At 72.9% G+C, this 17,088-nt stretch carries 18 protein-coding genes; 11 read left to right on the top strand and 7 right to left on the bottom strand.

The window, feature by feature from the left end; all coding sequences use genetic code 11:
• Positions 1–31: 31 nt before the first annotated feature.
• Positions 32–430 carry a CBS domain-containing protein gene (locus ABEB00_RS29250; RefSeq protein WP_345623499.1) on the bottom strand — a complete coding sequence of 133 codons (399 nt, stop codon included), beginning with the start codon at positions 428–430 and terminating at the stop codon, positions 32–34.
• A 164-nt stretch (positions 431–594) separates the two neighbouring features.
• Positions 595–1,395, bottom strand: coding sequence for a histidinol-phosphatase (gene hisN / locus ABEB00_RS29245; protein WP_345623498.1), 801 nt, complete (start codon positions 1,393–1,395; stop codon positions 595–597).
• Positions 1,396–1,547: 152 nt separating this feature from the next.
• Here hisN and ABEB00_RS29240 point away from each other — a divergent pair, with 152 nt between their 5' ends.
• A complete protein-coding gene (locus tag ABEB00_RS29240; RefSeq protein WP_345623497.1) occupies positions 1,548–2,156 on the top strand; it encodes a TetR/AcrR family transcriptional regulator in 609 nt (202 codons plus the stop codon).
• 10 nt (positions 2,157–2,166) lie between these two features.
• Here ABEB00_RS29240 and ABEB00_RS29235 read toward each other — a convergent pair whose 3' ends face one another.
• The 4 genes from ABEB00_RS29235 to ABEB00_RS29220 form a co-directional block, all read right to left on the bottom strand.
• Complete coding sequence (locus ABEB00_RS29235) at positions 2,167–2,490, bottom strand: DMT family transporter (RefSeq protein WP_345623495.1); 324 nt, start codon at positions 2,488–2,490, stop codon at positions 2,167–2,169.
• A 278-nt stretch (positions 2,491–2,768) separates the two neighbouring features.
• Positions 2,769–3,779: a ribosome small subunit-dependent GTPase A gene (gene rsgA / locus ABEB00_RS29230; protein WP_345623494.1), complete on the bottom strand. Its 1,011-nt coding sequence runs from the start codon at positions 3,777–3,779 to the stop codon at positions 2,769–2,771.
• An 11-nt stretch (positions 3,780–3,790) separates the two neighbouring features.
• Positions 3,791–5,107 (bottom strand): 3-phosphoshikimate 1-carboxyvinyltransferase, encoded by a 1,317-nt coding sequence (gene aroA / locus ABEB00_RS29225; RefSeq protein ID WP_345623492.1) that lies wholly within the window; start codon positions 5,105–5,107, stop codon positions 3,791–3,793.
• Positions 5,108–5,311: 204 nt separating this feature from the next.
• Positions 5,312–6,034 carry a M50 family metallopeptidase gene (locus tag ABEB00_RS29220; protein WP_345623490.1) on the bottom strand — a complete coding sequence of 241 codons (723 nt, stop codon included), beginning with the start codon at positions 6,032–6,034 and terminating at the stop codon, positions 5,312–5,314.
• Positions 6,035–6,084: 50 nt separating this feature from the next.
• On the opposite strand from ABEB00_RS29220, the gene ABEB00_RS29215 reads away from it, so the two are divergent.
• The 10 genes from ABEB00_RS29215 (at position 6,085) to ABEB00_RS29170 (ending at position 16,084) form a co-directional block, all read left to right on the top strand.
• The gene (locus tag ABEB00_RS29215; RefSeq protein ID WP_345623489.1) at positions 6,085–6,900 is read left to right on the top strand and encodes an SOS response-associated peptidase; all 816 of its coding nucleotides are present in this window, start codon (positions 6,085–6,087) and stop codon (positions 6,898–6,900) included.
• 1 nt (position 6,901) lies between these two features.
• Positions 6,902–7,585 (top strand): alpha/beta hydrolase family protein, encoded by a 684-nt coding sequence (locus ABEB00_RS29210; protein ID WP_345623488.1) that lies wholly within the window; start codon positions 6,902–6,904, stop codon positions 7,583–7,585.
• A gap of 257 nt (positions 7,586–7,842) precedes the next feature.
• Positions 7,843–8,529 carry an RNA polymerase sigma factor SigR gene (sigR, locus tag ABEB00_RS29205; protein ID WP_345623565.1) on the top strand — a complete coding sequence of 229 codons (687 nt, stop codon included), beginning with the start codon at positions 7,843–7,845 and terminating at the stop codon, positions 8,527–8,529.
• Positions 8,526–8,861 carry a mycothiol system anti-sigma-R factor gene (rsrA, locus tag ABEB00_RS29200; protein ID WP_345623487.1) on the top strand — a complete coding sequence of 112 codons (336 nt, stop codon included), beginning with the start codon at positions 8,526–8,528 and terminating at the stop codon, positions 8,859–8,861. Before sigR ends, rsrA begins: the two co-directional genes overlap by 4 nt.
• Positions 8,862–8,973: 112 nt before the next feature.
• The gene (locus ABEB00_RS29195) at positions 8,974–10,308 is read left to right on the top strand and encodes an HD-GYP domain-containing protein (RefSeq protein ID WP_345623485.1); all 1,335 of its coding nucleotides are present in this window, start codon (positions 8,974–8,976) and stop codon (positions 10,306–10,308) included.
• Positions 10,305–11,561 carry an HD-GYP domain-containing protein gene (locus ABEB00_RS29190; RefSeq protein ID WP_345623483.1) on the top strand — a complete coding sequence of 419 codons (1,257 nt, stop codon included), beginning with the start codon at positions 10,305–10,307 and terminating at the stop codon, positions 11,559–11,561. Before ABEB00_RS29195 ends, ABEB00_RS29190 begins: the two co-directional genes overlap by 4 nt.
• Before the next feature lie 104 nt (positions 11,562–11,665).
• A complete protein-coding gene (locus tag ABEB00_RS29185; RefSeq protein WP_345623482.1) occupies positions 11,666–12,646 on the top strand; it encodes a tetratricopeptide repeat protein in 981 nt (326 codons plus the stop codon).
• Positions 12,647–12,715: 69 nt separating this feature from the next.
• A complete protein-coding gene (def, locus tag ABEB00_RS29180) occupies positions 12,716–13,366 on the top strand; it encodes a peptide deformylase (protein WP_345623480.1) in 651 nt (216 codons plus the stop codon).
• Between the two features lie 259 nt (positions 13,367–13,625).
• On the top strand, positions 13,626–14,711 hold the full coding sequence (gene cyc1, locus ABEB00_RS29175; protein WP_345623479.1) for an epi-isozizaene synthase: 1,086 nt from the start codon (positions 13,626–13,628) through the stop codon (positions 14,709–14,711).
• Complete coding sequence (locus ABEB00_RS29170; protein WP_345623477.1) at positions 14,708–16,084, top strand: bifunctional albaflavenone monooxygenase/terpene synthase; 1,377 nt, start codon at positions 14,708–14,710, stop codon at positions 16,082–16,084. The genes cyc1 and ABEB00_RS29170 overlap by 4 nt, the downstream gene beginning before the upstream one ends.
• A 36-nt stretch (positions 16,085–16,120) precedes the next feature.
• On the opposite strand, the gene ABEB00_RS29165 is transcribed toward ABEB00_RS29170, so the two are convergent.
• On the bottom strand, positions 16,121–17,086 hold the full coding sequence (locus ABEB00_RS29165) for a GlxA family transcriptional regulator (RefSeq protein ID WP_345623475.1): 966 nt from the start codon (positions 17,084–17,086) through the stop codon (positions 16,121–16,123).
• Positions 17,087–17,088 lie beyond the last annotated feature (2 nt).

Below are 17,088 nucleotides of genomic sequence, written 5' to 3'. Positions count from 1 at the left end.
TACACCGAGGGGACCGGCCCGTTTCGCGCGGTCAGACGGGTGCGGGGGCCGGCTGCCGGGCCGGTGCCCAGCAGCGGATGAGGTCGCGGACCGAGACGATGCCGACGGGTTCGCCGCCGTCGAGGACGATGAGGTGGCGGAACCCGCCGTGCGCCATCGCCTGGGCCGCCTGCTCCAGGGTCCACGAGGGCGCCGCGAACACGACGTTGTTGGTGGTGTGGGCGTGGGTGTGCTCGGCGTTCGGGTCCTGGCCGAGGCCGACGGAGACCAGGATGTCGCGTTCGGTGAGGATTCCGGTGCCGTCGGCGTCGGGATCGTGCACGACGGCCGCGCCGACGCGCCGGGCGGCCATCAGGGCGGCGGCCTGCCGCAGGGTGTGGTCGGGGCCGATGGTGAGGACGACCGTGCTCATGGCGTCGCGGACCAGCATGGGTGGAGCCACCTCCTGGAGTGATCCATGCGGTAGTTCATGGATTCACAAGCGCACAAGTGGGGGGACTCTCAGAGTGGCAGGCAAAGAGCGGGTCAACAAGGGGCCGGTCGGGACCGGCCGGGGACTGTCGTGATCCGACCGGCAGGCCCCGGGGGCCTGCCTCAGCGGCGGTCGCCGACGTGGTCGAGCAGTTCGTCGTGGAGCAGGCCGTTCGAGGCGGCCGCGTTGCCGCTGTGCGGACCGGGCCGGCCGTCCAGGCCGGTGAAGGAGCCCCCGGCCTCGGTGACCACGATCGAGGTGGCCGCCATGTCCCACAGCGACAGCTCCGGTTCGGCGCACAGGTCGACCGTGCCCTCGGCGACCATCATGTACGGCCAGAAGTCACCGTAGGCGCGGGTGCGCCACACCGAGCGGGTCAGGTCCAGGAAGCCGTTCAGCCGGCCCTGCTCCTCCCAGCCGGTGAGCGAGGAGTACGCGAAGGAGGCGTCGGCGAGCCGCGAGACCCGGGAGACGTGCAGCCTGGAGGCGGAGGTCAGGCTGCGGCCGGAGAAGGCGCCGTTGCCCTCCGCCGCCCACCAGCGGCGGTTGAGGGCCGGCGCGGAGACCACGCCGACGACCGGCCGGAACCCGCCCTCGCCCGCCTCCATCAGCGAGATCAGGGTGGCCCAGACGGGCACGCCCCGGACGTAGTTCTTGGTGCCGTCGATCGGGTCGATCACCCAGCGGCGCGGGCCGGTGCCCGCCACGCCGTACTCCTCGCCGAGGACCGCGTCACGGGGGCGGGCGCGCTGGAGGTGGTTGCGGATCCGCTCCTCGGCCGTCTTGTCCGCCTCGCTCACCGGGGTCATGTCCGGCTTGGTCTCGACCTTCAGGTCAAGAGCCTTGAAGCGGTCCATGGTCGCCGCGTCGGCGGCGTCCGCGAGGACGTGGGCGAGACGCAGGTCGTCGAGGTAGTCCGGCATGCGGCCACCGTAGCCGCCGCGGTCGGTGCGCGGCCACACGGGGCGGCGGGGCCGGTGCGCCGCGCCGGGCGGGCGGCGGGGACGGCACCCCTTGACAGGGTGTCCGGGCGCGTCAAATCTGAGCGCAGACGCTCGCCTTGAGGGAGGCGATGATGCCTGCAGCGCGGGACTCCCTGCTCGACGCCGCCTACGCGGCGCTGACGCGCCGGCCGTGGTCGGCGGTGCGGATGGTGGACGTGGCGGCGGCCGCCGGAGTGTCCCGGCAGACGCTGTACAACGAGTTCGGCGGTAAGGAGGGGCTCGCGCGGGCGCTGGTGCGCCGGGAGGCCGACGGGTACCTCGCCGGCGTCGAACGCGCCCTCGCCGCGGCGGCCGAGCCCCGCGAGCGGCTCACCGCGACCGCCGAGTGGTCCGCGTCGGCGGCGCACGGCAACGCGCTGGTACGGGCCCTGCTCACCGGCTGCTGGAGCGCGCGGCTGCCGGCCCCGGCGCTGGCGGCGGTGGCGTCCACCTCCGCGGTGCCGGCCCAGCGCCGGGCGGACGGCCCACTGCCCTCGCCCGGCGACTTCGTGACGCTGGTCCGGGACCGGGCCGTGGCGTCCCTGGCCGGGCCCGGCACCCCGCGCGCGGAGGTCGCCGAACTCTCCCGCACCTGCGAACTCGCCGTCCGCCTCGCCCTGTCCTGCGTCGCCGCGCCGCCCGGCGAGGGAGGCGTCGCCGCTCTCGTACAAGCCTGCCTGCCTCGGCGGTTGACGCCGTGACGGCCCGGGGTCAGTGGGCCGAGCCGGAGATCTGGAGGCCGATCACGCCGAGGATGACCAGGCTGATCGAGACGAGCTTGAGGACGGAGACCAGGTCGCCGAGGAAGACCATGCCGTAGATCGCGGTGCCCGCCGCCCCGATGCCGGTCCACACCGCGTAGGCGGGACCCACGTCGAGCTTGCGCAGCGAGAGGGTCAGCAGACCGAAGCTGCCGAGCGCGAACACGGCGAAGGCGACGGTCGGCCACAGCCTGCTGAAGCCGTGCGACAGCTTCAGGCACACGGCGAAGCCGGTCTCCAGCAACCCGGCCACTATGACCAGCAGCCACGCCATGTGTCGTCCTCCCGTGGGTCACCGAGAGGGCGACCGCTTTCGTCTGGCTTTGCTCGGGCTTGGTTCCGGCTTGGTGCGATTATGCACTTGCCGATCTCGCGCCGGGGCAAACAACGCGGAGGTCGGACGGGTTCCTTCCGAAGCGGCGCCGGGCCCGCCGCGCGACCGGTACGGGAGGTGGGCCGCCCGCCGCGAGAGCGGACACGGCGGGTCGGTCGCCCGCCGCGAGAGCGGATACGGCGGGTCGGTCGCCCCCCCGCGCGAGCGGCCACGGCGGGTCAGTCGCCCTCCGTGGCCTCCCGCGTCGCCAGCAGCCGGCGCAGCGAGTACAGCCGTGCCGGGTCGGCGTGTCCCTCGGCCACCCACGCGTCCAGCGCGCAGTCCGGCTCGTCGTGGCTGCACGCGCGGGGGCAGCCCGCCGTGCCGGGCACCAGGTCGGGGAAGGCGAGGATCACCCGCGACGGGTCGATGTGGGCCAGCCCGAACGACCGTACGCCCGGGGTGTCGACGACCCAGCTCTCCGGGTCCGCGAGCGGCAGCGCGAGCGCCGAGGTGGTGGTGTGCCGGCCCCGGCCCGTCACCGCGTTCACCTGGCCCGTGCTGCGCCGCCGGTCCCGCGGCACCAGCGCGTTGACCAGGGTCGTCTTGCCGACACCGGAGTGGCCGACGAAGGCGGTGATCTTGCCGACCAGATGCTCGTGCACCCGGTCGGCGGCGGCGCCCTGCTCCAGCTCCGCGCGGCTGGTGACGACGTAGGGGATGTCCAGGTCGCCGTAGAGCTCCAGGAGTTGGTCCGGCGGGGCCAGGTCCGACTTGGTCAGCACCAGCAGCGGGGTGAGGCCGCCGTCGAACGCCGCGACCAGGCAGCGGTCGATGAGGCGGGGGCGCGGTTCGGGGTCGGCGAGGGCGGTGACGATGGCGAGCTGGTCGGCGTTGGCGACGACGACGCGCTCGTAGGGGTCGTCGTCGTCGGCGGTGCGGCGCAGCACCGAGGTGCGCTTCTCGATGCGGACGATCCGTGCCAGGCTGTCCTTCTTGCCGGACAGGTCACCGACGATCGCCACCCGGTCGCCGACGATCGCCGCCTTGCGGCCCAGTTCGCGGGCCTTCATCGCCATCACGATCTGGCCGTCGACGAGGCAGGTCAGCCGGCCCCGGTCGACGGTGAGGACCATGCCCTCGGCGGCGTCCTCGTGTTTGGGCCGGATGTTCGTCCGGGGACGGGTGTTGCGGCGGCCCGGACGGGTGCGGATGTCGTCCTCGTCGGTGTTCTTGCCGTAGCGGCGCATGGCGGTGACCCCTATGCCCCGAGCATCCCGGCCCACAGGTGGGGGAAGTCCGGCAGGGTCTTCGCCGTCGTCGCCACGTTCTCGATCTCCACGTCCTGGACCGCGAGGCCGATGATCGCGCCGGCCGTCGCCATGCGGTGGTCCTCGTAGGTGTGGAAGACGCCGCCGTGCAGCGGACGCGGACGGATGTGCAGGCCGTCGGCGGTCTCGGTGACGTCGCCGCCGAGTTCGTTGATCTCCTTGGTGAGGGCCGCCAGGCGGTCCGTCTCGTGCAGGCGCAGGTGGGCCACGCCGCGCAGCGTCGAGGGGGAGTCCGCGAGGGCGGCGACGGCCGCGATGCCCGGGGTCAGCTCGCCGACCTCGCCGAGGTCCACGTCGATGCCGTGCACCGCGCCCGAACCGGTGAACACCAGGCCGCGGTCGGTCAGTTCGCAGGAACCGCCCATCTCGGTGAAGATCTCGCGCAGCCGGTCGCCGGGCTGGGTGGTGCGGGCCGGCCAGTCCGGGATCACGACCCGGCCGCCGGTCACCAGCGCCGCCGCGAGGAAGGGCTGGGCGTTGGACAGGTCCGGCTCGACGGTCAGGTCGCGGCCGAGCAGCGCGCCCGCCGTCACCCGCCAGACGTTCGGCTCGCCGCCCGACTCGGGGGTGTCGACCTGGGCGCCGACCGCGCGGAGCATGTCCACCGTCATCCGGATGTGCGGCATCGACGGCAGTGTCGAGCCGGTGTGGCGGACCTCGACGCCCTGGTTGTAGCGCGGGCCGGAGAGCAGCAGCGCGCTGACGAACTGGGAGGACGAGGAGGCGTCGACACGGACCGTGCCGCCGTCGATGCCGCCGGCGCCGTGCACGGTCAGCGGCAGCGCGCCGCGGCTGTCGTCGTCGATGCGGGCGCCCAGCACGCGCAGGGCGTCGATCACGCCGTGCAGCGGACGCTCGTAGGAACGCGGGTCGCCGTCGAAGCGGACCGGGCCGTCGGCCAGCGCGGCGACCGGCGGCAGGAAGCGCATCACGGTGCCGGCGTTGCCCACGTCGATGGTGGCGGGACCGTGCAGGGCCGCCGGGATGACCCGCCAGCACTCACCGCTGCCGTCCGGGCCGACGCCCTCCTCGATGCCCACGCCCAGCTCACGCAGCGCGCCGGCCATCAGCAGGGTGTCGCGCGAGCGCAGCGGGCGGCGCAGCCAGCCGGGCTCGGAGGCGAGAGCGGCCAGCACCAGGGCGCGATTGGTGACCGATTTGGACCCGGGCACATGGACGGTCGCGTCGACGGCTCCGCTCGCGTGCGGGGCGGGCCAGTGGGCGGTGTGCGCGGGGTTCAGCGTCATGGGCCCCACTTTAGTGGCTGAGACCGAACGGAGATCCTGATAAAAAACGCTGAAACCGGACCGAAACAGCGGCATGGTATGTGCCGTGCATTTATGCGAGCGCCCCTGACCGCGCCCCCAGTCGCGCTCCCGGCCGCGCCCCTCTCAGGGACCCCGGCCGCACCCCTGGCGGCGGCCCGCACCGGACGCCTGCGACGGTCCGGTTCACCACTCCAGCAGCCAGCGGCCCCCGCCGATCAGCGAGCACAGCGACACCGCGTGGAACAGGAAGAACCAGATGCCGGCCGGGGCGTGCGTCAGCCGCGCCAACTGGTCGGCGTCCGAGTCCCCGGCCCCGCCCCGGGCCCGCTTCGCCTGGAGTTCGAAGGCCGGACGCACCCCGCCGAGCAGCAGGAACCACACCACCGCGTACGCGAACGCCGCCTGCACCTGCGGACCGGCCAGCCAGGACACCAGCACGAAGGTGGAACCGGCGAGGACCACGGTCAGCGCCCCGTAGGCGTTGCGGATCATCACCAGCAGGGCGACCAGCAGCCCGGTGGCCAGCCACAGCAGCAGTGTGATGCGCCCCATGGCGAGCAGGGCGGCGCCGCCGAGGCCGAGCAGCGGGGGAGCGGTGTAACCGGCGGCGGCGGTGAGGATCATGCCGAGGCCGTGCGGCTTGCCGCGGCTCACCGTCAGGCCGCTGGTGTCCGAGTGCAGCCGGATGCCGGTGAGCTGCCGTCCGGTGAGCAGCGCCACCAGGCCGTGGCCGCCCTCGTGGGCGATGGTGACGGCGTTGCGCGCTATCCGCCACAGGGTGTGCGGCACGACCACCGCGAGCGCGGCGACCAGCGTCGCGATCACCACCCACAGGTCGGGGTCGGGCTGGGTGCCGGAGACCTCGTCCCACAGCGAGGTGACTGAGGCGATGGCGGTGCTGTTCATGTGCGGTGCGGGCCCCTCCCGTGTGCGCGGAGTCTGGCAGTGTGGCACGTATGTGCGGACGGTTTGCAGCCAGTCGTGGGCCCGAGGATCTCGCGGCAGCCTTTGAGATCGAGAAGTGGGAGCCCGCAGAGACCCTTGAGCCCGATTACAACGTGGCCCCGACCAAGGAGATCCACGTCGTCCTGGACCGTCCCCTGAAGGACGCCGGCGACCCGCGGCCGGTTCGCCAACTGCGCAAACTCAGGTGGGGGCTGGTCCCCTCCTGGGCCAAGACACCCGAGGGCGCCGCCCGGATGATCAACGCCCGCGCGGAGACCGTGCACGAGAAGCCCTCCTACCGCCGCGCCTTCGCCACCCGGCGCTGCCTCGTGCCCGCCGACGGCTACTACGAGTGGGTCACCGGCGCCGAGGAGCGCGAACTGGAGGTCGAGGGCCGCCGCAAGCGGCCCCGCAAGCAGCCGTACTTCGTGACACCGGCCGACGGTTCGGTGTTCGCGATGGCCGGACTCTACGAGTTCTGGCGGGACCGGACCCTCCCCGACGACCACCCGTCGGCCTGGTGGGTGACGTGCTCGGTGATCACGACGGAGGCGGAACGGACCCCGCTGGCCGCCGCCCCCGCCGAGGGGCCCCGGTCACTGGCCGACATCCATCCGCGGATGCCGCTGATGCTGACCCCGCCGCAGTGGGACGACTGGCTCGACCCCGCCCGTACCGACCCCGGTGACCTGCTGCCCCTGCTGGCGCCGCCGCCCGCCGGACTGCTGCGCGCCTTCCCCGTCTCCACCGCCGTCAGCAACGTCCGCAACAACGGTCCGGAGCTGCTGAAGGAGCTGGCCGCGCCGGAAGCGGGCACACTCTTCTGACGTGAGGACCGAGAACACCGGGAACACCGGGAACGCCGGGAACGCCGGGAACGCCGAGAACACCGAGAACATCGACACGGATGCCGGCCCGGCCCGCGTCACCTGGTACGAGGCCCGGAACGCGCGGCTCGTCCTGGGCGTCTCGCACGGCGCCGGCGGCGGCATCGAGGCCCGCGACCTCCAGGCGCTGGCGCACACCCTGCCCGCCCACGGCGTCACCGTCGCCCTGGTGGAGCAGCCCTGGCGGGTGGCGGGAAAGAAGCTGGCACCCGCGCCCAGGACGCTGGACACCGGCTGGCGCGGCATCTGGCCCGCGCTCGCCGCACCCGGCCGGCCGGTCGTCTCCGGCGGGCGCAGCGCCGGCGCGCGGGTGGCCTGCCGGACCGCCGCCGAACTGGGCGCGCGCGCCGTCCTCGCCCTCAGTTTCCCGCTGCACCCCCCGGGCCGGCCGGAGAAGTCCCGGGCCGGTGAGCTGCTGGGCGCCGGTGTCCCCACCCTCGTCGTCCAAGGCGGCAAGGACCCCTTCGGCAGGCCGGCGGAGTTCCCCGACGGACCCCACGAACTGGTCGAGGTGCCCTACGCCGACCACGGCTTCGCCGTCCCCGAGCGGGCCCCGCTCACCCAGGACGAGGCCCTCGCACACCTCACCGACGCGGTCGTGAAGTGGACCGGGTCACTGGAGTGAACTCCAGGGAATGAGCGGCGTACCCCGGCTGTTGTGCGGGATGTACGTGCTGGGGCCACCAGCAGCCATGCCGTAGAGAGGAAGTCCGCCGCATGGGTTCCACCTTCTGCCCGGCCCGTGGCAGTCGTCCCGACCTGGAGTGGTCGGTGCTGCACGCGGCGACGACCGTCCCTGCCCGGGCGGCGGGCGGACCGGGAAGTCGTCTATCCTCCGATTCGAGTGGGACCGGTTTCGGCCCCATGACGGCATTCGAGGAGGTGGGTCCGGTCACCGGTACCGACGCAGGGACCGACAACGGCCAGGCGGAGCAGCCCGAGGGCCGGGGCGGCACGGGCACGGAGTCGACCGCGGAGCGCAGCGCGCGCTTCGAGCGGGACGCGCTCGAGTTCCTCGACCAGATGTACTCGGCCGCGCTGCGCATGACGCGCAACCCGGCCGACGCCGAGGACCTGGTGCAGGAGACGTACGCCAAGGCGTACGCGTCCTTCCACCAGTTCCGCGAGGGCACCAACCTCAAAGCGTGGCTGTACCGGATCCTCACCAACACCTTCATCAACTCGTACCGCAAGAAGCAGCGCGAACCGCAGCGCAGCGCGGCCGAGGAGATCGAGGACTGGCAGCTCGCCCGCGCCGAGTCGCACATGTCGACGGGGCTGCGCTCGGCGGAGTCGCAGGCGCTCGACCACCTGCCCGACTCGGACGTGAAGTCGGCCCTGCAGGCGATCCCCGAGGAGTTCCGGATCGCCGTGTATTTGGCGGACGTGGAGGGCTTTGCCTACAAGGAGATCGCGGACATCATGGGGACACCCATCGGGACCGTGATGTCGCGGTTGCACCGGGGTCGCCGCCAGTTGCGCGGCATGCTGGAGGACTACGCCCGGGACCGGGGTCTGGTCCCGGCCGGCGCTGGAGAGTCGAACGAAGCGAAAGGCTCGGCGTCATGAGCTGCGGAGAGTCGCACGAGACGGATTGCAGCGAAATCCTCGGTCATCTCTATGAGTTTCTCGACCGGGAGATGCCGGACACGGAGTGCAGCAAGTTCGAGGTGCACTTCGAGGAGTGCTCGCCCTGCCTGGAGAAGTACGGGCTGGAGCAGGCCGTCAAGAAGCTGGTCAAGCGCTGCTGCGGCCAGGACGACGTCCCCGGTGACCTGCGCTCCAAGGTCATGGGCCGGATCGAGCTGATCCGCAGCGGCGAGGCCGTGCCCGACCACGACGTCACGGCCGGAACCGACCACGACGTCACGGCCGCTCCCGCCACGCCCCGCGAGTCCTGAGCGACGCCCGGCGTCACTCGAACGTGCTAACGCGGGCCGTCGGCCCGCTCACCCCCCTCGGTCCGTCCTAGGCTCTGCGGAGCCTGACGGGAGCATGTCCGGGGAGGGGCTCATGGAGGCGGTACCGGCACGGGCACGTGTGTACGTCGCCGGTGTCGCCCTCGGTGCCCTCGTCTGTCTGTGTCCGCTGCCGGCGGTGCACACGCCCTGGTGGGCGGTGGCACTGCCGGCCGCGCTGTACACGGGCTGCGAGTGCCTCACCCGGTCCCGCGCGGCCGGCCCCTGCTACCCGGTGCTGCTCGCCGCGGCCTTCCTGCTGGCGCCGCCCGCCGCCGCCCTCGCCCCGCTGGCCGGCGCGCTGCTCTCGCCCGTCGAAGGGCGGGCCCGCGCGCTGCGGCGGGTGTGGCGGGCCGCGCGGCTCTCGCTCGCCACCTGGGCGGCGGCCCGGGTGCACTGGGGACTGGGCGGGCGCGACGCGGTGGTGGCGCCCGACTTCCCGTACGCCCTCGGTTCGGCCACGGCCGCCGTGCTCGCCTTCTGCCTGGCGCTGACCCTGCTGGACGGCGGCCTGTCGGCACTCGGCGTGCGGAGCCCGGCCACGCGGCCCGCGCGCCGCGCCCGGCCCCGGCCGTCCGCCGGGTCACTGGTCCCGTCCGCCGGGTCGCTCGCCCCGCTCGCCGTGCACGGCCTCGCCGGTCTGATGATGGCCGTGCTCTGGCGCAGCCCCTACGGCCCGGTCGCCGCACTGCTGGTGCTGCTGCCGATGTACGTGGCGTGGTGGGCGCTGGCCCAGTACCACCGGGAGCGCGCCGCCCACCGGGCGACCATCCGGGCGCTGGTGCACGCCGTCGACATCAAGGACGGGTACACGCGCGGGCACAGCGAGCGGGTCGGGCACGCCTCGATGATGATCGCCCGTGAGCTGGGCATGGACGACGAACGGGTGGAGACGCTCCGCTTCGCCGGGATCCTGCACGACGTGGGCAAGCTCGGGGTCCCCACCCGGCTGCTCCGCAAGGACGGGCCGCTGACCCCCGAGGAGCGGCGCGTGATCGAACTCCACCCCGAGTACGGCCACGAGATGGTCCGCGGCATCCGCTTCCTCGGCGAGGCCCGCGCCGCCGTGCTCCACCATCACGAGCGGCTGGACGGCAGCGGCTACCCGTACGGGCTGGCCGGGGCCCAGATCCCGGAGTCGGCACGGGTGGTGGCGGTCGCGGACGCGTTCGACGCGATGACCTCCAACCGCTCCTACCGCAGGGCCCGCCCGGTGCCGGCGGCCCTGACGGAACTGCGGCGCTGCGCGGGCGCGCAGTTCGATCCGCGGATGGTCGCGGCCCTGGTCCGGGCGCTCGGACGCTGGGGGTGGCGACCGGCGGTCACACAGCCCCCGCCGGTCCCCGGCCCAGGTGAGCCGCGGGACGGCGCCGCACGGAAGGCGCCATGACATCGGCGCCCTCCACCCGCCCCCCGCCCGCCGTCCTGACGGTCCGCGCCCTCGCGGTCCTCGTCGCCGTCGGCTGCCTCGCCCGCGTCCTGGGCGACGGAGTGGCCGAACGCCCCGTCGCCCTCGCCTTCGGCGCGCTCGTCGTCCTCGGCGAGCTGCTCCGCCGCCCCGGCGCCGGGGTCCGGGAGGCCGCGCCGCTCGGCGCGGCCGGCGCGCTCGCCTACGCGCTGCTCGGCGAGGTCGCCGGACACCCCACCCACCACGGCGTCGCCCAGACCGTCACCGTCGTGGTCGCCGCCTCGCTGCTCGGCAGCGTGCCGCACCTCGCCCTGGGCCCGGAGCCCGGAGCGGACGAGGCGGCCCGGCGCGTGCTCACCGTCGCCTTCGCCGCGGTCTGCTTCCAGCCCCTCTACAACCGGGGCGCCTTCCAGGGCTGGGAGGGCCCGGCCTACCCGCTGCTGCTCCTGGCGCTGCTCGCGCTGACCGTGCTCTGCGACGCCGTGCTCGCCGCCGGGACCGCCCGCGCCCGCACCGGCCGGCCCTTCGGCCCGCTGCTGCGCGAAGAACTGCGCGGCCGGGTCGGGATCACCGCCGCGGTCTGCGCCACCGGCGCGGTGATGGCGCTCGCGGTGGCCGTCGTCGGGCTGTGGGCGCTGCCCGTCTTCTCCGTGCCGCTGCTGCTCGCCCAGCTCTCCTACCGGCGCTGCGCCGCGGTCCGCGCCACCTACCGGCAGACCATCGCCTCGCTGGCCCGGGCCACCGAGGTCGCCGGACACACACCGGCCGGGCACGCCCACCGCGTCGCCGCGCTGAGCGGGGCGGTGGGGCGGGAGCTGGGACTGTCCGGACCCGAGCTGACCGTGCTGGAGTACGCGGCGCTGATGCACGACATCGGGCAGCTCAGCCTGGTCGACCCGGTGCCGGCCGGGGCCACCGCGCGGCTGCCCGCCGCCGAACAGCGCCGGATCGCGCGGCTCGGCGGCGCGGTCGTCCGCCGGACCGGCGTGGCCGACGCGGTGGCGGTGGTGGTGGAGCGGCAGGCCGACCCGCACCGCGAACAGCCGGTCGCGGCCCGGATCGTGCGCGCGGTCAACGCCTACGAGGAGCGGGCGCGGGACGCCGGACCCGGCGGCGGCCCGGCCGCCCTGGCGGAGCTGCGCCTGGCCCCCGCGGGCGACTACGCTCCCGAAGTCGTGGCCGCACTGGCCCGGGTGGTGTCCCGAGGCGGCCTTACCTCTCCCCCGGTGGGGTAACCCATGGGTAATGAGCGACGTTCCGGCCGTACATGGTTGGATGCGAAGAAGAGGGTGTCCGGGGGCATGGCCAGCCCACTGAACGGAACTGGCAGGCGGGAATCGTGAGGATCTTCGGCAAGGGACGGCACCGGCCCTCCGCCTCCTGGCGGCAGGCCACGGACCGCGCGTTCACGCTGATCGGCGACGGACGGTACGAGGACGCGGGGGCGCTGCTGACGCGGGCCGCCGATCTGGAGCCGTGGCTGTCGGAGTCCTGGTTCAACCTCGCGCTGCTGCACAAGTTCCGGCACGACTGGGAGCAGGCCCGCACCGCCGGGCTGCGAGCCGTGGCCCTGCTGGACCGCGACGCCGGGGCCCCCGACTGGTGGAACGTCGGCATCGCCGCCACCGCGCTGCAGGACTGGCCGCTGGCCCGCCGGGCCTGGCAGGCGTACGGGCTGCGGCCGCCGGGCGGTGCCACCGACGCCGGTGAACCGCTCGGCATGGAGCTGGGCAGCGCGGCGGTGCGGCTCTCCCCCGAGGGGGAGGCCGAGGTGGTGTGGGGGCGGCGCCTGGACCCCGCCCGGATCGAGGTGCTGTCGATCCCGCTGCCGTCCTCCGGGCGGCGCTGGGGCGAGGTCGTGCTCCACGACGGAGTACCGCACGGCGAGCGGACCACCGCCGCCGGGCACGCCTACCCGGTCTTCGACGAGATCGAGCTGTGGGCGCCCTCGCCGGTGCCCACCTGGGTGGTCCTGCTGGAGGCCGCCACCGAGACCGACCGGGACGCGCTGGAGCAGCTCGCCGCGGACGCGGGCTTCGCCGCCGAGGACTGGTCGTCGTCGGTGCGGCTGCTGTGCCGGATGTGCTCGGAGTCGCGGATGCCCTCCGACGAGGGCGACGGCGAGCACCTCGACCCGCACGACCACAGTGAGCCCGGTCACCCCGGTCCGCTCGGCCACCGCACCGACGGGCAGCTCTGGGTGCCCGAGCGCGAGTGCGGGGTGGCGGCGCCGGCCGCGCTGGTACGGGGGCTGCTGGACGGGTGGGTGGCGGACTCGCCGGAGTCCCGGGACTGGCGGGATCTCGAAGAGGTCTGCTGAGCGGATTCCGCCCGGCTTTAGGCTGTACCTTGCATATTTCTCCAGTTTGACGGAAGGCGTACGTCGGTCATGGCGCAGCAGGACACCGATCAGCAGCACGCGGGCGTGCTCCCCGTGGACGACGAGGGGTACGTCGTCGACACGGCGGAGTGCGAGGAGCGCGAGGCGGCCTGGCGCGGGCGCGGCACCTCGCGGCCGATCACCGTGGTCGGCAACCCCGTGCTGCACAAGGAGTGCCGGGACGTCACCGACTTCGGCGAGGAGTTCCAGCAACTGGTCGCGGACATGTTCGCCAGCCAGCGCACCGCCGAGGGCGTGGGCCTGGCCGCCAACCAGATCGGCGTCGACCTCAAGGTCTTCGTCTACGACTGCCCCGACGACGAGGGCGTCCGCCACACCGGCGTGGTCTGCAACCCCCGCATCGTCGAACTGCCCGCCGAGTCGCGCCGGCTCGACGACAGCAACGAGGGCTGCCTGTCCGTACCGACCGCCTACGCCCCCCTCGCCCGCCCCGACTACGCCGAGGTGACCGGCCAGGACGAGCGGGGCAACCCGATCAAGGTGCGCGGCAGCGGGTACTTCGCGCGGTGTTTGCAGCACGAGACCGACCACCTGTACGGCTACCTCTACATCGACCGGCTCTCCAAGCGGGAGCGCAAGGACGCCCTGCGGCAGATGGCCGAGAACGAACCGCGTTATCCGGTGGTCGCGAACGACTGAGGCACACCGGCCGCCCCTCGCACCCCCCTCGTACGGCGCCTGTTCGGGAACCCCACCCGCAACAGGCGCCGTTCGTGCGAATTTGCCCCGAAAGGTGTTACACACCAGGAGAATTCCGGCACCCTGAGGTGGCGAATGGAGCAAATCCGTTCCCCCAGTGGTCAGTTGTGGTGCTGAATAGGCAGTGCGGGGATACGCAACGGCGCACACCCAGCCCAGCGGGAGGAGTGCGTCACCGGCGGCTGAGAGGGGTTTGTCCGTGCATGCTTTCCCACCCGGCACCACATCGACACCGATGGCGATCGCGGTCCCACCCGCACTCTCCCTTCCGGTGATCGAGGCGGCCTTTCCGAGGCAACTGCACCCCTATTGGCCGAGGCTCCAGGAGCAGACCCGTACCTGGCTGCTGGAAAAGCGCCTCATGTCCGCGGACAAGGTGGCGGAATATGCCGATGGCCTGTGCTACACGGACCTCATGGCCGGGTTCTATCTCGGTGCCGCCGAGGAGGTGCTCCAGGCCATAGCGGACTTCAGCGCCTGGTTCTTCGTCTGGGACGACCGGCACGACCGCGATGTCGTCCACCACCGTCCCGGCGCCTGGCGACGGCTGCGCGGCCTGCTGCACACCGTGCTGGAGTCCCCCCGGCACCACCTGCACCACGAGGACGCCCTGGTCGCGGGGTTCGCCGACAGTGTGCTGCGGCTGTACGCCTTCCTGCCGGCCACCTGGAACGCGCGGTTCGCCCGCCACTTCCACGAGGTGATCGACGCGTACGACCAGGAGTTCCACAACCGCACCCGCGGCATCGTGCCGGGCGTCGAGGAGTACCTCGCGCTGCGGCGGCTCACCTTCGCGCACTGGATCTGGACCGATCTGCTGGAGCCGAGCGCGGGCCGTGAACTGCCGGACACCGTGCGGAAACACCCGGCCTACCGCCGGGCGGCGCTTCTCAGCCAGGAATTCGCCGCCTGGTACAACGACCTCTGTTCGCTTCCCAAAGAACTGGCGGGCGACGAGGTCCACAATCTCGGAATCAGTCTCATCACCCATGAGGGACTGACCCTGGAACAGGCGATCGCGGAACTCAGGCGGCGTATCGAGGAATGCATCAGCGAATTCCTGATCGCCGAGGAGGAGGTACTGTGGTTCGCCGAAGAACTCACCGACGGAACGGTACGCGGAAAGGAACTCGGGACTGCCGTGCAGTCCTGTGTGACCAATATGCGGAACTGGTTCAGTTCGGTCTACTGGTTCCACCACGAGTCCGGCCGGTACATGGTCGACAACTGGGAGGACCGGGCCACGCCCCCGTACGTCGACAACGAAGCGGCAGGTGAGAAATGACCGTCGAGTCCGTCCACCCGGAGCCCCGAACCGGAGCCGCGGCCGAGCTGCGCGAACCCCCCGTGGCGGGCGGTGGCGTCCCCCTCCTCGGCCACGGCCTGAAACTGGTCCGCGACCCGCTGGCCTTCATGTCCCAACTGCGCGACCACGGCGACGTGGTCCGCATCCGGCTCGGCCCGAAGACGGTGTACGCCGTCACCACCCCCGACCTGACCGGCTCGCTGGCGCTCAGCCCCGACTACATCATCGCCGGCCCGCTCTGGGAGTCCCTGGAGAGCCTGCTCGGCAAGGAGGGCGTGGCCACGGCGAACGGCCCGCTCCACCGGCGCCAGCGGCGCACCATCCAGCCCGCCTTCCGGCTCGACGCGATCCCCGCCTACGGGCCGATCATGACCCAGGAGGCGTACGCGCTCGTCGAGCGCTGGGGGGCCGGCCAGGTCCTCGACATCACCGACGAGTCCTTCCGCGTGGCCGTCCGGGTCGCCGCCCGCTGCCTGATGCGCGGCAGCTACATGGACGCCCGCGCCGAGCGGATCTGCGCCGACCTCGCCACGCTGTTCAGCGGCATGTACCAGCGCATGGTGGTGCCCCTCGGGCCGCTTTATCGCGTCCCCCTGCCGAGCAACCGCGAATTCAACCGCGCCTTGGCTGATTTGCATCTCCTGGTCGACGAGATCGTCGCCGACCGGCGGGCCGGCGACCGGAAACCGGACGATTTGCTGACGGCTTTGCTGGAGGCGAAGGACGAGAATGGCGAGCCCATTGGGGAACAGGAGATCCACGATCAGGTCATCGCGATTCTCACCCCGGGCAGCGAAACGGTCGGTTCCACGATCATGTCACTCCTCCTGGTTCTCGCCGAGCACCCGGAACTGGGTGACAAGATCCGCGACGAGGTGAAAGCGGTCGTCGGGGACCGGCCGGTCGCATTCGAGGACGTACGAAAGCTGACGTACACCGCGAATGTCGTCGTAGAGACAATGCGGCTGTATCCCGCCGTATGGATTCTCACCCGGCGGACGGTCGCCGACACGGACCTCGGCGGGTACCGCATTCCGGCGGGGGCGGACGTCATCTACAGCCCGTACGCCATACAGCGCGATCCGCGGTCCTACGAGCGGCACGAGGAGTTCGACCCCGACCGCTGGCTCGCCGGGCGGGCCGAGGCGGTGCCCAGGTACGCGATGAGCCCGTTCAGCGTGGGCAACCGCAAGTGCCCGAGCGACCACTTCTCGATGGCGGAGCTGACGCTGCTCAGCGCGGTGATCGCCACCGCCTACCGTTTCGAGCAGGCGCCCGGCTCGGACGCCCGGCCCCGGATCGGCATCACGCTCCGGCCGCGCGGGCTGAAGCTGCGCGCGCTGCCCCGCTGACCGGGCGGCGTACGGCGCCCGGCGTACCACGCGCGTTCAGGCGGCCTCGGGGCCCCTGAACGTGCGCCGGTAGGCGTGCGGGGTGGTGTCCAGCGTCCGGACGAACTGGTGCCGCAGGGCCGCCGCCGTGCCGAACCCGGTACGCCAGGCGATCGCGTCCATCGTCTCGTCGGTCGCCTCCAGGAGGCGCTGGGCCAGCAGCACGCGCTGGCGCAGCAGCCAGCGGTAGGGCGTGGTGCCCGTCTCCTGCTGGAAGCGGCGGGCGAAGGTGCGCGGGGACATGTGCGCGCGGGCCGCGAGCCGCTCCACCGTGACCTCCTGGTCCAGGTGCTCCTCCATCCAGGCCAGCACCTCGCCGACGGTGTCGCAGGAGGAACGCGGCAGGGGACGCTCGATGTACTGGGCCTGGCCGCCGTCCCGGTGCGGCGGCACCACCATGCGCCGGGCGATGCCGTTGGCCACCTCCGGGCCCTGCTCCTTGCGTACCAGGTGCAGGCAGGCGTCGATGCCGGCGGCCGTGCCGGCCGACGTGATCACCGGGTCCTCGTCGACGTAGAGCACGTCCGGCTCGACGCTCGCCCGGGGGAACTGCCGGGCCAGTTCGCCGGCATGGCGCCAGTGCGCCGCGCAGCGCCGCCCGTCCAGCAGACCGGCGGCACCGAGCACGAAGACGCCGGAACAGACGCTCAGCACCCGGGTGCCCCGGCCGACGGCCCGGCGCAGCGCGGCCAGCAGCTCCGGCGGGTACTCCCGGCGGGCGTACTCGCGGCCGGCCGGCACGGCGATCAGGTCCGCCTCCTCCAGCCGGTCCAGGCCGTACGGCGTGGAGAGCGTCAGTCCGCCGACATGGGTGCCCAGCGACGGGCCCTCGGCGGAGACCACCGAGAAGTCGTAGACCGGCAGCCCCTCGTCGCTCCGGTCGATGCCGAAGACCTCGCACAGGACGCCGAGTTCGAACGGGTGGGCGCCGTCCAGCAGGACGGCGGCGACGTTGCGCAGCATGC

The sequence above is a fragment of the Streptomyces ziwulingensis genome (genome assembly GCF_039542605.1).
In the GTDB taxonomy this organism is placed as follows: Bacteria; Actinomycetota; Actinomycetes; order Streptomycetales; family Streptomycetaceae; genus Streptomyces; species Streptomyces ziwulingensis.
This window is presented reverse-complemented; position numbering and strand designations above follow the sequence as displayed.